Consider the following 16,963-nt stretch of genomic DNA (forward strand, 5'->3'; position numbering starts at 1 on the left):
CCCGCAGTAGGGGGCATCAGCGTGCCGAGGTCAGGTGGTCGATGTTCCGTAGCCCATCGCCCGCAGCATCGAGATCAGTTCCGAGCGCGACCCGGCTCCGAGCCTGCGGCGAATGCGAGCCACATGATGTTCGACGGTTTTCGGGGAGATGTAGAGCCGGCTGCCCACCTCGCGGTACGTGACGCCGAGAACCAGTAGCTCGGCCACCTCGGCCTCGCGTTCGCTCAGGGATCCCGACGGCTGCGGCGTCGTCCCGTCGGTTTCCCGCTGATGCGAGCTGGGCTGACGCAACGACCGGGCGATGTGCAGTAGCGAGGTGGCCGTGGCGGTGTCGGCGACGGTCAGCGCTGCCTCGCTCGCCAACCGGGCACCGTCCCACGGCAGACCGAACGCGGTGAGGGTGCGCGCCGAGAGTTCCACCTCGACGGCGTCGGGCCTGCCCTGCAGAACACCGAGCCACGCCCGCCCCGCCGCGGCGAGTGCGGAGCTGTACGGGTGCGTCGAAGCGGCGGACGCGAGGGCCTTCGCGTGCGGCACCAGGGCTTCGGGCGTCTGCGCCACGATGGCGGCCTGCACCTGATACCAATGCAGCGCCGATGCCCAGACCGGCGGATCGCCCAACGCGGCGAGCAGCGTCGTGGCCTGCGACACGAGGTGCTCGACGCGATCGAACTGGCCCACTCGTGTTGCGGCCAGCACCAATTCGCCGAGGGGCAAGAGAGAGAACAGGTCGATCGAGTATGCGGCGACGACGTTCTGCGCCTGGGTCCACGCCGTGACGAGAGATCCGGCGTCCCCGGACCTGCGGGCCAACCCCACCCGAATGCCGTGCAGGAACAGGTGATTGCGCACGTGCGAGTCGGGGATCTCGAGCGGGTCGACCAGGTGGCAGGCCTGCGCGGCGTCTCCTCTCAGCATGGCCGCCCAGCCGCCGATGAGAACGAGCCGCGTGTGGGCCTCGGATCCCGGCCGCAGCTCGGGTAGCGCACGAGCGATGACGGAGTCGACGCGGGCGAGATCACCGCAGTGCACCGCATGCAGGGCGGCCACCGCGGCTGCCGAATCCGGAGCGCACCAACGATCGGACGGCGCGGCCGTCAACGTGACCGCGCGCATCAGCGCGTTCGTCGCCGCACTCGACGCCGCAGCGCTGCGTGAGTCGATCGAACCGAGGACCCCGTCGACGAGCAACGCGCCCGACGCCGTGCTCGACGTCGGTGCCAGCGATGCCACGACACTCAGTGCGCGGTCGGCAGCCGGGCGGTCGCCTGCGGCAGCGGCCGACAGGGCAGCCCAGACCGCATCGGTCCCGAGTCGATCCGTCCCGAGCCAGGCGAACAATTGCGCACTGCGCGAGACCATTCCGCGCTGTGCGGCGACCGACGCCGAGACCCTGACTGCCGTGCGTAGATCGACCTGCGTGTGATCGGTGGCCGCGTCGAGGACCTCGTCGGCGCGACGGCCTGCCTCGTCGAGGTGTCCGGTCGCGGCGGCCACCTCTGCCCGCCGCGCGGCGAGCGCCGACGGGTCGAATACCGCCGCTGCTGCCGCGTCGTACAGCTGGCCAGCGGACTCTACGGAAGTCGAATCGCCTTGTCCAGCAAGGAAATCAGCAAGGTCTGCGCGTACGACCCCGTGCGTCGCCAACGCTCGCGCGGCCGAGGCGTCGAGCAGACCGGATTTCGCCGCAACCTCGGTGATGCGGTCGAGCAGCACCCGGCATCGACGCTCCCCGATCATCTCGGTCAGGGGACCTTCGGCGGACGGAATCAACGCGCCCGTGGCGTCGAGAAGACCGGAGCTGCAGGCGATATCGACGAATGTCTCCGCGTCGGCCGGCCGCGTCACGAGCTGCGCCGCCGTAGCCGGGTCCGGGACGACGCCGAAGCGAGCGGCGAGCAGCACGGCGCGGGTGTCGTCGGTGGTGTCGACGAGGATTCGGCGATGCTGCTCGGCAACGGATTCGGTGACCGCACGTAGCGGAGTCGGATCGGACCGTTCGCCCCCGAGCGCGGCCAGTGCCGCGTCGACGGCGACGAGAAGCCCTCCGGTGGACTTTGCGATCGCGCTCGCCAGTGACGCGGAGATCGGCCGAGCGACTGCGGCTGCCCGCGTTGCGATCGACGTCTTGTCCAGCGGTACCAGCGTCAGGCGAGCGGCACCTGCGGACGCAACGAGCTTCTCGATCCGGGAATCGTATCGGCGCGGGGCCGTGGCGAGAACCAGCGTGATGTCCGAACGGGTTGCCGCAGCGGCGATCTCGTCCACGCGGTGATCCGGCAACAGATGGGCGTCGTCGACCAGAACCGTCGCACCCGACGGCGCGTCGGTGACACTGCCCGCATGCACCGTCGTCGCGGCGGCCGCGACCGCACCGAGCACCGCGGATCGACCGGAGCCGTTCACCCCGACGACAACATGCACACCGGTGCTCGACGACGCGTCACGAACGAATCGATCGGCGCGCTCGACGCCGACGAGAGCGGATGGGCTGTTGGCCACGGTCGGTCTATCGACCGGTCAGGCCGCCGACGACCCCGCCGAGTCCGTCACCCAGACCCTGACCCACACCTCCGACGACACCGCCGAGGCCCTGCCCGACGCCCTGCCCGACGTCGCCGAGGGTCGGGCCCTGGTACGTCGGTAGTGGTTGTGGCGTGAACTGCGGTGCCTGCGGGACCTGCACGGCCGGGGGCTGATAGTTGGGCACCGTCGGTGCGGCGATCGACGGGATGGTCGGCACGGTGGCGGCCCCGTTCTGGCCGGGGACCGCGGCCGGCGCTCCGGCGACGGGTGCCCCGGCAACAGGAGCCCCGGTGGCCGGATCGATCTGGGTGACACTGCCGTCGGCGTTGACCACCGTGGTGGGTGCACCCGTGGAGCCGACTGCTGCAGAACCGGTCGGCCCGGTCGTGGACCCGACTTCTGCCACAGCGGCCGTGCTGCCGGGAGTCTCGGTGCTCGAGATCTCGGCGTTGGATTCGGCCGGAGTGGTGTTGTCCGAGGTGAGGGCCGTTCCGACCGACAGTCCGCCGCCCGCGAGAAGGGCAAGCACGACGACGGATCCGGCGACTAGGCCGGCCTTCTTGCGTCCGGACATTCCCGATTCCGACGCCACTGCCGTCGGGGTCGGGGCGGGCCGCGGGGTGGGACGGGGCATCGGCGCGGCAACGGCGGTCGCGGCGGGAACCGCAGCCAATGCTGCTGCGTCGTCCGCGGCGGTGGCGTCGGCGATGTCGCTGCCGAGGATTGCGGCGCCGATCGCGACGGTCAGTTCGGGGCGCGGCCCGGCCACGACCGGTACTCGCAGTTCGGTCGAGACGAGCTCGGCGACGAGCGGGATGGCCGAGCTGCCGCCGGTCAGCACCACCTGATCGATGTCGGTGACCTCGAGGCCTGCGGCCGTGACCGCGTCACGTACTACGCCGATGGAGGCCAGCAGCGATGCGCGAACGAGGTCTTCGATCTCCGCGCGGACCAGTCGTACTTCGGTGTGCAGCCCCGGCAGGTCCACCGTCAGCGACGTGGAGGTGTCGTAGGACAACTGTTCCTTGGCCTCGCCGCAGCGGGCGCGCAATTCGACCAATGCACCGACGGTGTCGGGATCGAAGGGATCGAACTCGAACGACTGACTGCCCGAGACGGTGTCGAGTACGTACTGCATGATCTCGTGGTCGAACTGAGCGCCGCCGAACTCCTGCGAATGAACGCCGGTTCCGACGACGCCTGCGTCGGACCCGGTCCGCATCAGCGTGACGTCGAGAGCCGTCGCGCCGAGGTCGTAGACGACCGCGAGACCGTCGGACTGGGTTCCACGGGTGACTTCGAGCCAGCGCATCGTGGCGACCGACTCGGGAACGAGCGTGACGTCGGTCAGGCCTGCGCGATCGAGCGCTTCGCCGAGCACCTCGACGGTGTAGGCGGTCCAGCGTGTGGGGTGGGTGACCACCAGGGAGGGGGAGGAGTCGACACCGGCGGAGACGTCGGCGACGAGGGCACGAGTGGCGGTGGCGTACAGGTCCTCGGCGCGGTGACTGCGGCCGTCGTCGTCGATCAGTTCGACGGGGTCACCGACGCGATCGGCGAACCCACTGATGAGATGGCGCGTCGAGCGGTCCCACAGGTCGGCGAGACTGGGGGCCGCACCGGGACGAAGATCGAGGGCCGAACGCTTGACCACCGAGGTCACCGGGTCGGTATCCAGGGCGGCGACAGCCGTCACAGTTCCGATCCGTATGCCGAGCCCTGCGTTCATCTGCCGCCACCTTCTTGTCGCACTGCCCTGGTTCCCACCGCCGTTACCCGCACTGTCGGCTCGGTGCCCCGATTCGTTACGTCTCACAGCAGGTTAGAGCGTGCAACGAGGTAAATCCCCTAAAGCGCTCAGATCCCCTAATGCAAGTCCCCTGGCGACCCCCGGGGGAGTAGGGGGATCGTCCCCGTTGGGCGGGGGCTCTGCGGACCATAGCTTTGTGATCAACCACGAAGCATCACTCGTCAAGGAGACTCACATGGCTACCAACGCCGTACTCGATTTCATTCTCGGCCTGCTGCGCGACGACAACGCCGCTGCTGCCTACTGCGCCAACCCCGAGACGACGTTGGCCGCTGCCGGCCTCGGCGGCGTCACCCACGCAGACATCGTCGCGGTGGCCCCGTTGGTCGCCGAGTCGGGACTGTTCGCCGGTGCGGGCAGCCAGCTCTCCGCCATCCTGGGTGCAGGCGGATCCGCAGGCCTCGACGGCGCACTCGCCGGAGGCGCGAGCCTCGGCGGCGGACTGTCGGCCGGACTCGGCATTGCCGCAGGAGCGGTAGCCGGCGGCGGGCTCGCCGCAGGTGGTGCGCTGACCGGTGGAATCGACGTGGCGGGCGAGATCGAAGCGTCGCTCCAGGCAGCTCTCGCTGCAGCTCTGGCCGTCGGTGGCCAGATCGGCCTCGAACTCGGCACCGCATTCGGTGGCGCTCTCGACGCACTCATCGGTGCCGGTGCGGGCATCGGCGGCGGACTCGGTGGCGGAATCGATCTGGACCTCGACGGCCTTCTCGGCGGCACGGTCGGACTCGGCGCTGCGCTCACCGGACTCATCGGAGCAGGCGCAGGCATCGGCGGCGAGATCAGCGCCGACCTGGCAGCGCAGCTGCAGGCAGCCCTCGACGCCGCGATCGGTGCCACCGGCGCAGTCGACCTTGCCGCACTGGCCGACATCCAGGGCGGACTGTCCGGCGCGCTCGGTGCCCTCTTCGCAGTCGGCGGAACCGTCGGAGCCGAACTGGGCGCTGCCGTCGGTGGCGTCTTCGAATCCGTGCTCGACGCCGGAGCCGGACTGGACATCGTCGGCGGCCTCGGCACCGCGCTGACCGCAGGCATCGGCGGCGCTCTCGCCGGGCTCGGAACGGTCGGTGCGGACCTCACCGCAGACATCGCAGCAGCCCTGAGCGGATCCGCCGAAGCCGGAGCCGCGCTCGTCGGCGACATCGCCGGTGGCATCGGTGGCAGCCTCGGCGGACTCTTCGCCGTCGACGGTGCCATCGCAGGATCCATCGGAACCGCACTCGGTGCAGTACTCGACGCCGGTGCCCTCGCTGACATCGACGTGGACGCACTCCTCGCAGCCGGCGGCAACATCGGCACGGTCGTCAGCGGTGCCCTGGGCGGCGTCCTCGATCTCGACGCCGGAGTCGTCGGAAACCTGGCCACGGCCATCGACACCGCCATCGAGGGAACCCTCGGCGCCGGTCTGGGCATCGGTGGCAGCATCACCGGCGAACTGGCGGGTGAGCTGACGGGTGAGCTGACCGGCGGAATCACCGGCGCGCTGACCGGCGGAGTCACGGGCAGCCTCGAAGGAATTCTCGGAACCGCGTTCGGTGTGGGCGGCGCTGCCGGTGCACAGCTCGGCACGGCCGTCGAAGCAATCGTCGACGCCGGAGCCACACTCGACCTCGGAGCCGCACTCGGCGCGAGTGCAGATCTCAGCGCTCAGCTGGCCGGTGCGGTCGACACGGCCGTGTCCGCAGGTGCCGATCTCACCGGCACCGTGGAAGGCACCCTCGCCGGACTCGGTGGCCTCGGCGGCGGCCTGACCGGCGGCCTCGCCGGACTCGGCAACGTGGGCGGAGACCTCACCGGCGGCCTGGCCGGACTCGGTGGTCTCGGTGGCGGCCTGACGGGTGGCCTCGCCGGAGTCGGCAGCGTCGGCGCAGGTATCACCGGTGGCCTCGCGGCCGTCGGCAGCGCAGGAGCAGATGTGACCGGCGGCCTGGCGGCGGTCGGCAACGTCGGCGGCGACGTGGCCGGTGGACTGAACGGGCTCGTCGACGCGGGCACCAGCCTGACCGGCGGACTGGCCGGGCTCGGCAGCCTCGGCGGCGGAATCGCAGGCGGTGTTGCAGGTGGAGTCGAAGGCGGTGTCTCGACCGGCATCGACGCAGCCGCGCAGGCCGGTGCAGGACTGGAAGGCACTCTCACCGGTGCCGTCGACGGCGGAATCGACGCGGCAGCGCAGGCCGGCGCAGGACTGGAAGGCACTCTGACCGGCGCTGTGAACGGCGGAATCGACGCCGGTACGCAGGTCGGTGCAGGACTCGAATCGGCAGGTGACCTCGCCGGTTCCGCCGCGGGTGACCTGGCCGGAAACGTCACCGGAGGACTCGAGGGCACCGTGGGCGGCGTCGTCGACGCGGGAACCTCGGTGGGCGGCGAGATCGCGTCGAACATCGGCGGCGGACTGGATGCCGGCGGCTCGATCGGCGGCGGACTGGCCTCCACGGTGACCGGGGGTTTGGATGCTGGTGCGGACGCTGCGGGTTCCGTGGCCGGCGGGTTTGACTCCGCCGCGCAGCTCGGTGGCCAGGTCACCGGTGCAGTGCAGTCCGGAGCCGAGGGATCTTTCGAGTCTGCGAGCTCCTTCGATTCCAGCGCGAACGCATCGGGCACGGGCTGGTCGAGCGTCGACTCCGACGTCTTCGGACAGAGCGAGAGCAGCACGGACCTGTTCGGCGAGACCGGCGGCAACCTGCACGGATCGGTCGATTCGGCAGCAGATTCACTGGGCCACTCGCTGACCGTCGACCACGACATCGACCCGCTGAACCCCTGATCGAGTTGCCTGTGATCAGGTGACGAAGTGACGAGTCGGCCCCGAGTGTTCAACGACACTCGGGGCCGAGTCGTCGCTAGAGTTTGGGAATGCGGCCTGCGGGACGAGTTGGGTTCGCGGGAGTCGACGAGATGGGTTGTGGAGACACAGGTATGGACGGGCAATCTACGGAACTGGCCGAGCTGCTCGATCGCACCGCGGAGGTAGCGACATCGGCGGGACGATCCGATCTGGTCGATCGAGTCGAGGCAGCGAAGTCGCGTGTGCTCGACCCTCGCCGTCGCATCATCGTGGTCGGACCCCTCAAACAGGGCAAGAGCCAGTTCGTGAATTCGCTGCTGAATCTGACGGTGTGCTCGGTGGGCGACGACGAGACCACCGCGATTCCGACGGTGGTGTCCAACGCGGACAGCTTCTCTGCGCAGCTCGTGCTCGCGAATCCCGGTGACGAACCGATTCGGGTCGACGTACCGCTCGAAGAGATCACCACGGTGACTCCGGCGAGTCCCCGGGCTCAGGGCCGGGAGGTGCTGCGGCTGGACATCGCGGTACCGAGCCCACTGCTCGCCGACGGCCTGGTGCTGGTCGACACGCCGGGAGTCGGTGGCCACGGAAACCCCCATGCGGCAGGGACATTGGGTCTGATTCCGTCGGCCGATGCCGTGCTCGTCGTGTCCGATGCCTCTCGTGAATTCACCGAGCCGGAATTGGCGTTCCTGCGGCAGGTGCAGGGTCTGTGCCCGGCTGTGGCGGTGCTGATCACCAAGATCGATCTGTATCCCCACTGGCGACAGATCGTCGAGGCCAACCGTGGACATCTGGACCGTGCAGGCATCACCGTGCAGATGCTGCCGGTGTCGTCGTTGTTGCGTTCGCACGCAGTGCGTTTGAACGACGAGGAACTCAATGCCGAATCCGGCTTCCAGCAGCTGTACGCGTTTCTGCGCGACGACGTGGTGGCACGAGCCGACGTGCTGGCTCGCGCATCGGTATCCCTCGACGTCCGCTCGGTGACCGAGCACCTGACACTGTCGTTCGGCAGTGAGCTTGCGGCGCTGAAGGATCCGGAGCGCGCGGCCGCCGCGGTCGCCGGGCTCCAGCGTGCCAAGTCCGCCGCCGAGGAACTGCACAAGAGGTCCTCGCAGTGGCAACAGACGCTCGGTGACGGAATCGCAGATCTCGCGTCGGACATCGATCACGACCTGCGCGACCGACTGCGACGCGTCACCCGGGAGGCCGAGGAAACCGTCGACGAGGGGGATCCGGGGAAGGACTGGCCGCAACTGGGCGAATGGCTCGAAGAGCAGATTGCCGCGTCGGTGGGCGACAATTTCGTGTGGGCGCACGAGCGGGCGCTGTGGTTGTCGGAGTTGGTGGCCGAGCACTTCGCGTCGTCCGGCGCGGCGGCCCTGCCCGATCTCGATCTCGGCGATCTCGACAATGTGCTCGAGCCCGTGACGTCCCTGGCCGATCTGGAGTCGGGTCGGGTGGGTATCACGCAGAAAGTGCTCGTCGGAATGCGTGGATCCTACGGCGGCGTACTGATGTTCGGTCTGATCACCACGTTCGTCGGGCTGAGTCTGCTCAATCCGATCTCGATCGGAGCAGGCGTACTGCTCGGCACCAAGGCGTACAAGGAAGACAAGGAGAATCGCGTCAAGGCGCGTCGTTCCGAGGCCAAGATGGCGATTCGCCGCTTCACCGACGACGTCAGCTTCCAGGTGGGCAAGGAGTCGAAGGATCGGCTGCGTCAGATTCAGCGGGTGCTGCGAGATCACTTCACCTCGATCGCCGAGCAGACATTGCGTTCGCTCAACGAGTCGTTGCGCTCGGCGCAGGAAGCCGCTGCCGCCGACAACACCGATCGCACCGCCCGGATCGCGAGGCTGGAGAACGACATGCGACTTGTCTCGGAATTGAATGCTCGCGCAACGCGTCTGGTGAAGGACGTCGCAGTATGAGCGTGACGGCACTGGCCCGAGCGCGCGATCTGATCTCGGCAGCGCGGTCGACGTACGCCGGCGACGCCGAGGCGTCCTGGATGCTCGACGAATGTCTCTACCGTTTGGACGAGCCGCTCCGGGTCGCGCTCGCGGGATCGCTCAAGGCCGGCAAGTCCACTCTGCTCAATTCGCTTGTCGGGCAGGATATTGCGCCGACCGACGCCACCGAATGCACCAAGGTCGTCACGTGGTATCGCAATGGCGTCTCACCCAGTGTGACGGCCTGGTACGACGGCGATCGGGCGGCGAACGTTCCGGTGCAACGACGCGACGGGCGGCTGACGTTCGATCTCGGTGCGTTGACGGCGGCGCAGGTCGATCGCCTCGACGTCGAATGGCCGGCAAGTACTTTGGCGCAGACGACGATCATCGACACACCCGGCACCTCGTCGCTCTCTCGCGATGTCTCGGCGCGCACGTTGGCGATGCTGACCCCCGAGAATTCGTCGTCGGGGGCCGACGCGGTGGTCTACCTGCTGCGCACCCTCAATGCCACGGACGTCTCGTTTCTCGGGCAGATCGGGGCACACGTCGGAGGTGATTCCGGGCCACTGGGGGTAATCGGGGTGGTCTCCCGGGCGGACGAGGTCGGCTCGGGCCGCATGGACGCGATGATGTCGGCCAAGGAGGTCGCGGCCCGGTTCGCGTCCGAGCTCGAAGCCACCGGACTGTGCCAGGCCGTCGTCCCGGTGGCAGGGCTGTTGGCGTTGGGAGCAGAGACGTTGCGGCAGAGCGAGTTCGCCGCATTCCAGATGCTCGCGACGGTACCGACCGAGGATCTGCAGCTGGCGATGCTTTCGGCCGATCGGTTCGTGCGGGCGGAGAGCACTCTGCCCGTCGATGCCGCCCTGCGCGCCAGCATTGTCGACCGCTTCGGCTTGTTCGGGATTCGGATGGCCGTGACGCTGATTCGGCTCGGTGTGCGTGATTCGCCGACACTGGCGGCCGACCTGGTCGAGCGCAGTGGACTGTCCGAACTTCGATCGGTGATCGACGTGCAATTCGGCCAGCGTGCGGATCAGCTGAAGCTGCACTCGGCTCTGGTTGCGCTACAACGAATTCTGGAGTTCCGGCCGGAGTCGCATGCGCTGCGTACCGAAGCCGGCAGGATGCTCGCCGACGTGCACGGGTTTGCCGAACTACGGTTGCTCGGCCGATTGCGTTCGGTCACACCGACATTGCCCGACGGAGGACTGCTCGATCTGCAGCGCATCATCGGCGGCTTCGGTATCGCCGCCACCGAGCGTCTCGATCTGCCGCCCGATGCGGGGCACACTCAGCAGCGCGACACGGCACTGGCTGCGGTGCGTAAGTGGCGATCCCTCTCGGAGCATCCGCTTCTGGACCGGTTCACGTCGAATTCGTGTGCCCTCGCCGCACGTAGTGCCGAAGGGATTCTCGCCTCACTGACGTGAGGGGCGTCGAGGTAGCAGCGCGACGACCGTGGCGGCTGCGGCAGCGCCTGCCACGACGAACGGACCCCATTGCAGCACGCCGCCGAGCAGGGCCGAGGCGTCGGAGACGAAGGTCGAGAACGTGACGGCCGCCCCGATGGTCAGAATTCCTACCGCGCCCATCAAGACTTTGGACGACGTGGCTGCGCCGCGGAGCAGGTTCAACGAGACGAACCCGAGTAGTACCAGCACGGCGGCGGCAGCACCGCTCGAGATGAGGGTGGCCGACGCCGTGTTCCGGACGTCTGCGGCGCTTGCCGTCGAATCCTGCTGAGCCACGGCGGTTTCGACGCCCGAAAGAACGACGTTCCAGTTCAGCGCGATGACGGCGGCCAGCGCCAGGATCAATGCGGCGGTCACCGCCCACAGTCCGGTCGCGATCTTCGGCAGACGGGAGTCTGCGGTGGATTCCTGTCGTGGCCGAAGAGGATCGACGGACAGCTCCGGCCGCGGTGGTTGCGGGCGGGCAGGCCGAGGCCGGCCTGCTGTCGGATCGTTCGGTTCTACGGCCACGGTGCAGGAGTCTATCCGTCAGCGGTGCTGCGTCGTCTCTCTCACCGCAGCACCACCGCGACGCCCTCGTACGGACCGAGGTTCATCGGGAAACTGTGCAGTTCGTCGACCGTCGCGATCTCGTTGTCGTCGAACACATCGATGGCGCAGGTGCCGGGCACCAGGTGCTTGGACTGAATGGTTGCGCTGATCTCGTCGGACGAGAAGTTCAGCACCGTGGCCTGGATGGTGCCCTGGCCGAGTTCGTGCACCATCACCAGCAGGCTCTTGTGCGAGACCGTCGGAATGTCGATCTGCTGCGCCGTGGCAATTCCGTACTTGTTGCGCAGCTCGATGATTCGAGCCAGCTGCCGAGCGAACGACTGCGGGTCGGCCAACTGCTCCGGTAGCGACCCATACAGGCTGCGTCCACGGGGAATGCCCGATTCCGAGCGCACGGCGTCGGGGAAATACCCCATCAGGTCGTGTGCGCCGCGGTTGAGCCAGCGAGTGTCGCCCTCTTTGATGAGATCCTCGACCTCGTCGGCGGCGATCGGAAGGATGCCCAGCAAGTCCCAGCCGGACAGTGCGAACACGCCGGGCTGGAGTGCGTTGTACATGGCGAGCAGCAGGTGCGCTCGTTTGACGGTCTCGATGTCCTGCTCGTCCATCCGATCGAGATCGCGGATGCCGAGCGACGCGGTGATCACACTGGCTGTGGTGCAGGCGATTCCGTTGGTGGTGAACGTTCGGTTGTACGGTGCCCAGCGGCCGGTGAGGCGATCGGTGAGTTCACCGCGGATGCGATCGCCCAGGTCGCAGCCCTTGACCGACTCGCCGCCGTAGGCGAACTCGTCTTCTGCGTGCAGTGTCGCGAAGTGGATGAGCTCGAACGTCATCTCGTCGTGGTTCTGCAGCGCGTGCACCAGCGACGCGGTGTCCACACCGTGATCGCGAGCCAAAGTCATGGTGAGCCTGAGGAATTCGGTGTTCCCCATGACCAACGCATGCTGGTAGGCCGGGCGGTTGATGAAGTCGTACGACAGGTCGGCACCGTTGGTACCCATCGCCTTGATGTCGTCGATCGTCAGGTTCAACTCCTGGAAGGTGAACCCGCCCATCTTGCGCACCACACTGGCGATCAGGTGATTCGCGGCCTCCGAGAGTGGGTGCCCCTCGGACCAACCCGGACCCTCTGCACGACGTTCGACGCCGAGGAAACCGTTGGCGTCCAGGCGCAGGGCACCGGCACCGAGATCGGCGATGGAATGGCAGGCGTCGCCGATGACGAGGCGCATGCCCGCGAACGATGGGTCGAGCCAGTTGATGGACGGCTGACCGGCCTTGAAGTAGTGCAGGTACACCCAACGCCGCTCGACGCCGTCGATGCCGACGACGGGAGGTGTTGCGCTCCAGTTGGTTTCCTTGACGCCGAGCTCATAGAAGATCACTCGCTGCAGCTGACCGATGATGTAGCCGGCGCGAGCGAGATTGGCCTCGGCCTCGGCGTCGATGTTCTGCGAGTCGGCACCGGCGCGCACACGGGGGAGCAGGTGCCAGTCCTGCGGCTCGATCTCGACCATGTGGTAGATGCCGGGGTAGTCGGCGACGGCCATCTCGGCCAGCCGGAAGTCCGCACCCTTACCGGTGTGGCCGGGAACGATGTCGTCGATGACGATGCCGTCGTACGCGGAGGCCACGACGCACAGGCGTCGGAACTCTTCTTCCGAGCCGAAGGCGGGGTCGATCTGCATACCGATGCGGTCGAAGTGGCCGTCGACGGACGGGGTGGGACGCCACCCGTGGATGCCGCCCGCCACTTTCACCGGTCCGGTATGCACGGCGGTGACGCCGATCTCGGAGAACGCCTGCCACAACTTCTCGTCACCGAGGGTGCTCAGGAAGCTGGTCTGCGGAGCGTTGATCACCGAGATGGGGTAGGCGGTGAACCAGACGGGTGCTCGCTCGACGGCAGCACGCGGATCGGGATCGGCATACGGGTTCTGCCACATGCTGCCCTTGCCCGACAGCTGTTCGGCAATGAGCTTGGCATCTCGCAGCATCGACTGTTCGGTGAGCCAGTCCACGTACTCGGGATTGGACGCGACCGGCTCGCTGTCCGGTGTGGGACCACTACTTCGGTTCGCACGACGCACGGACGGACGAAGCGGTTTCGGCCGAGCCGGGTAGAACTTTTCGTCGTAGGTGATCTCGCTCGGTTCGTGCTGCACTTCGGGATCCATGTGCCTCCGTAGCCTCGCTTTTCCTCAACCCTACGTAGGGCGCGGCCGATCCGCAGGGTTGTGGTTCCCCTCTTCTTCGACCAGCGAAACCTAGCGAGTGGGCGCGCCGGGCCCGGCCCGTCGATCGGTGAGCGTCGGCCGAATCACACGAATGTCATTCGGCCCGACCGGTTTTGTTCGATATGCGAACGTCATCGAATCGAGATCGCCTGGTGTGGAATGTCTGAATCGGATAGGTCATAGTGAGGAAGTACCAACTGTCCCTTCAGTCACATCAGACTCACGGGTCACATCCCCTCAGCCACAGGAGTTGTCCATGCGACGTCTTGCCCGCACTTCGATCCTGGCCTCGACGGCCGCCCTGGCCGCCGGCATCGGTGCGGTCGTCCTCGTACCCATGGCCTCGGCCGAGCCCGAGACCGAGCCCGCGATGCCACTCGGCTCCGCAGTTCTCGAAAGCCCCGACCTGGTGGTCTCGATGGCCACTGTCTGCGACACCGCAGTCGAGAAGGCCCCCGAGGGCGGCGTCGTCGCACTGCAGGTCAAGGTCGAGAACAAGGGTGCCGACGACGCGTCGAACGTCAACGTCAACTACGGCGCACTGCCGGGTCTGCAGGGTCAGAACACCGAGAAGACCATCAAGGCAGGCGAGGCAATGACGTACACCGTGCCGTCGGCCGATCGCGAATGGGTCGCTCGCCCTGCCGGCGCAGCTGCCTTCGCCAGCGCACTCGATGCCGACTTCATGAACAACATCACCGGTGGACTGCTCAGCTACAGCTGCATCCCCGCACCCGCCACCGAGCCTGCCGAGTAAATTTTCGTTCCGTACTTTCTCTCCCGCTGCGCCGCGACGATCCCCGCCGATCGTCGCGGCGTACTGCTGTGGAGGGGCTTCGCCCCATGTGCGTGGAACTTCGTAGCAGGGGTCGAGTTTTCACTCACCTGGGTCGTTCCGCAGGCTCCACTCCTACTCACATGCGGCGCAGCCGCTCCCTCGGGAACAAATTCGCCACACCCTCCGTTGTGCAGGTCAGCAGCCTTGAGTGGATGAGGCTCAAGTTGGAAGTTGACGCGATAGATCGCGTTGTGCAAACTTGAGCGGAGTTCGCTCACCCAGGGACTGGAACCCACGCAACAACAGGAGGAAACATTATGGCTCGTGCGGTCGGTATCGACCTCGGGACCACCAACTCGGTCGTGTCCGTCCTCGAGGGCGGCGAACCGGTTGTCGTCGCCAACTCCGAGGGATCACGCACCACCCCGTCGATCGTCGCTTTCGCCAAGAACGGTGAAGTGCTGGTCGGCCAGCCCGCGAAGAACCAGGCGGTCACCAACGTCGACCGCACGATTCGTTCCGTGAAGCGCCACGTCGGCACGGACTGGACCGTGGAGATCGACGGTAAGAAGTACACCCCTCAGGAAATCTCCGCGCGCACGCTGCAGAAGCTCAAGCGCGACGCCGAGGCCTACCTGGGTGAGGAAATCACCGACGCGGTCATCACCGTTCCCGCGTACTTCGAGGACGCACAGCGTCAGGCCACGAAGGAAGCCGGCCAGATCGCCGGCCTCAACGTCCTGCGCATCGTCAACGAGCCCACCGCGGCAGCTCTCGCATACGGCCTGGACAAGGGCGACAGCGAGCAGACCATTCTCGTGTTCGACCTCGGTGGCGGCACGTTCGACGTCTCGCTGCTCGAAATCGGCGACGGCGTCGTCGAGGTCCGCGCGACGTCCGGCGACAACCACCTCGGTGGCGACGACTGGGACGAGCGCATCGTGACCTGGCTCGTCGACAAGTTCAAGGCTCAGAACGGCATCGATCTGACCAAGGACAAGATGGCCCTGCAGCGTCTGCGTGAGGCTGCCGAGAAGGCGAAGATCGAACTGTCCTCCGGGCAGAGCACCTCGATCAACCTTCCGTACATCACGGTCGACGCGGACAAGAACCCGCTCTTCCTCGACGAGCAGCTCAGCCGCTCGGAGTTCCAGAAGATCACCTCCGACCTGCTCGACCGCACCCGTGCGCCGTTCCAGGCAGTGGTCAAGGACTCCGGCATCGCCGTCAAGGACATCGACCACGTCGTGCTCGTCGGTGGTTCGACGCGTATGCCCGCAGTCTCCGAGCTGGTCAAGGAACTCTCCGGTGGACGCGAGCCCAACAAGGGCGTCAACCCGGACGAGGTCGTGGCCGTCGGTGCTGCACTGCAGGCCGGTGTGCTGAAGGGTGAGGTCAAGGACGTTCTGCTCCTCGACGTCACGCCGCTGTCCCTCGGTATCGAGACCAAGGGTGGCGTCATGACCAAGCTCATCGAGCGCAACACCACCATCCCGACGAAGCGATCCGAGACCTTCACCACCGCTGACGACAATCAGCCCTCGGTGCAGATCCAGGTCTTCCAGGGTGAGCGCGAGATCGCCTCGCACAACAAGCTCCTCGGCTCGTTCGAGTTGACGGATCTGCCCCCGGCTCCGCGCGGCGTCCCCCAGATCGAGGTCACCTTCGACATCGACGCCAACGGCATCGTGCACGTCACGGCCAAGGACAAGGGCACCGGCAAGGAGAACACGATCAAGATCCAGGACGGCTCCGGTCTGTCCAAGGAAGAGATCGACCGCATGGTCGCCGACGCCGAAGCTCACGCAGACGAGGACAAGGCTCGTCGCGAAGAGGCCGAGGTCCGCAACCAGGCCGAGTCCCTCGTCCACCAGACGGAGAAGTTCGTCAAGGACAATGAGGACAAGGTCGACGCCGAGCTCAAGGGCCGCGTCGAAACCGCCATCGCCGACGCCAAGACGGCACTCGCGGGCAGCGACATCTCGGCAGTGAAGACCGCCGTGGAGAAGCTGTCGAGCGAGTCGCAGGCTCTCGGCACCGCCATCTACGAGGCTCAGGCCAAGGAGCAGGGCGGCGCAGAGGGTGGCGCGCAGGCCGCTGACGACGGTGTAGTCGACGCAGAGGTTGTCGACGAGCCCGCCGACGACACGGACAAGAAGTGACGTCGGGTAACTCCGAGCAAGAACCGGTCACTTTCGTGGACAAGCGGAAGATCGATCCCGAGACCGGTGAAGTACGGGAAGGTGACGCAGTTCCGGAGCCCCTCGCGGGCACCGGTACTGCGCCCCAGCCCGGCTCGGTGGACGAAGGGACAGGCGAGATCGTGGTCGAGGCGGAGGACACAGAAGATCCGCGCGACACTCAGGTCGCCGAACTCACTGCCGATCTGCAGCGCGTGTCGGCCGAGTACGCCAACTACCGTCGCCGCACGGATCGGGAGAAGCAGACGGGAGCGGAGAACGCGAAAGCGTCCGTCGTGTCCCAGCTCCTCCCCGTCCTCGACGATCTGGAGCGAGCTCGCCAGCACGGCGATCTCGAAACCGGACCGCTCAAGTCCGTGGCGGACAAGTTGGCGGGGGTGTTCTCGAACATCGGTTTGAGCACCTTCGGGGCCGAGGGCGACGCCTTCGACCCGGCCATCCACGAGGCCGTCTCCCATGAGGGCGACGGCAGCAATCCGGTCGTCGGCACGCTGATGCGTCCGGGCTACAAGCTCGGCGAGCGCGTGCTGCGTACCGCGATGGTCGGTGTGGTCGACAGTGCTTCCGAGGGCACGGCAACAGAAGAATCGGACGCACCCGCGTCCGACGAGCAGTAAAAAGAAATAGCGCGA

The 16,963-nt window shown here is 67.1% G+C and carries 10 protein-coding genes; 6 read left to right on the forward strand and 4 right to left on the reverse strand.

Annotated features, from left to right (window positions below; all coding sequences use genetic code 11):
• Positions 1-30: 30 nt before the first annotated feature.
• Positions 31-2,502, reverse strand: a complete 2,472-nt coding sequence (locus K414_RS26490) for a helix-turn-helix transcriptional regulator (RefSeq protein ID WP_051365025.1) — start codon at positions 2,500-2,502, stop codon at positions 31-33.
• 7 nt (positions 2,503-2,509) lie between these two features.
• Positions 2,510-4,255, reverse strand: a complete 1,746-nt coding sequence (locus K414_RS0109010) for an Hsp70 family protein (protein ID WP_027495648.1) — start codon at positions 4,253-4,255, stop codon at positions 2,510-2,512.
• 256 nt (positions 4,256-4,511) lie between these two features.
• On the opposite strand from K414_RS0109010, the gene K414_RS29755 reads away from it, so the two are divergent.
• From K414_RS29755 to K414_RS0109025, 3 genes are all read left to right on the forward strand, one after another.
• Complete coding sequence (locus K414_RS29755; protein WP_027495649.1) at positions 4,512-7,100, forward strand: IniB N-terminal domain-containing protein; 2,589 nt, start codon at positions 4,512-4,514, stop codon at positions 7,098-7,100.
• Positions 7,101-7,252: 152 nt separating this feature from the next.
• Positions 7,253-9,061, forward strand: a complete 1,809-nt coding sequence (locus K414_RS0109020) for a dynamin family protein (RefSeq protein WP_027495650.1) — start codon at positions 7,253-7,255, stop codon at positions 9,059-9,061.
• Positions 9,058-10,518, forward strand: a complete 1,461-nt coding sequence (locus K414_RS0109025) for a dynamin family protein (RefSeq protein ID WP_027495651.1) — start codon at positions 9,058-9,060, stop codon at positions 10,516-10,518. The genes K414_RS0109020 and K414_RS0109025 overlap by 4 nt, the downstream gene beginning before the upstream one ends.
• On the opposite strand, the gene K414_RS0109030 is transcribed toward K414_RS0109025, so the two are convergent.
• A complete protein-coding gene (locus K414_RS0109030) occupies positions 10,507-11,070 on the reverse strand; it encodes a hypothetical protein (RefSeq protein ID WP_027495652.1) in 564 nt (187 codons plus the stop codon). The genes K414_RS0109025 and K414_RS0109030 overlap by 12 nt on opposite strands.
• Before the next feature lie 41 nt (positions 11,071-11,111).
• On the reverse strand, positions 11,112-13,292 hold the full coding sequence (gene treS / locus K414_RS0109035; RefSeq protein WP_027495653.1) for a maltose alpha-D-glucosyltransferase: 2,181 nt from the start codon (positions 13,290-13,292) through the stop codon (positions 11,112-11,114).
• 316 nt (positions 13,293-13,608) lie between these two features.
• Here treS and K414_RS0109040 point away from each other — a divergent pair, with 316 nt between their 5' ends.
• The 3 genes from K414_RS0109040 (at position 13,609) to grpE (ending at position 16,948) form a co-directional block, all read left to right on the forward strand.
• The gene (locus K414_RS0109040) at positions 13,609-14,109 is read left to right on the forward strand and encodes a hypothetical protein (RefSeq protein ID WP_032366878.1); all 501 of its coding nucleotides are present in this window, start codon (positions 13,609-13,611) and stop codon (positions 14,107-14,109) included.
• Positions 14,110-14,447: 338 nt separating this feature from the next.
• On the forward strand, positions 14,448-16,292 hold the full coding sequence (gene dnaK / locus K414_RS0109045) for a molecular chaperone DnaK (RefSeq protein WP_027495655.1): 1,845 nt from the start codon (positions 14,448-14,450) through the stop codon (positions 16,290-16,292).
• On the forward strand, positions 16,289-16,948 hold the full coding sequence (grpE, locus tag K414_RS0109050; protein WP_027495656.1) for a nucleotide exchange factor GrpE: 660 nt from the start codon (positions 16,289-16,291) through the stop codon (positions 16,946-16,948). The genes dnaK and grpE overlap by 4 nt, the downstream gene beginning before the upstream one ends.
• Positions 16,949-16,963 lie beyond the last annotated feature (15 nt).

The organism is Rhodococcus sp. JG-3 (assembly GCF_000482405.1).
Taxonomy (GTDB): Bacteria; Actinomycetota; Actinomycetes; order Mycobacteriales; family Mycobacteriaceae; genus Rhodococcoides; species Rhodococcoides fascians.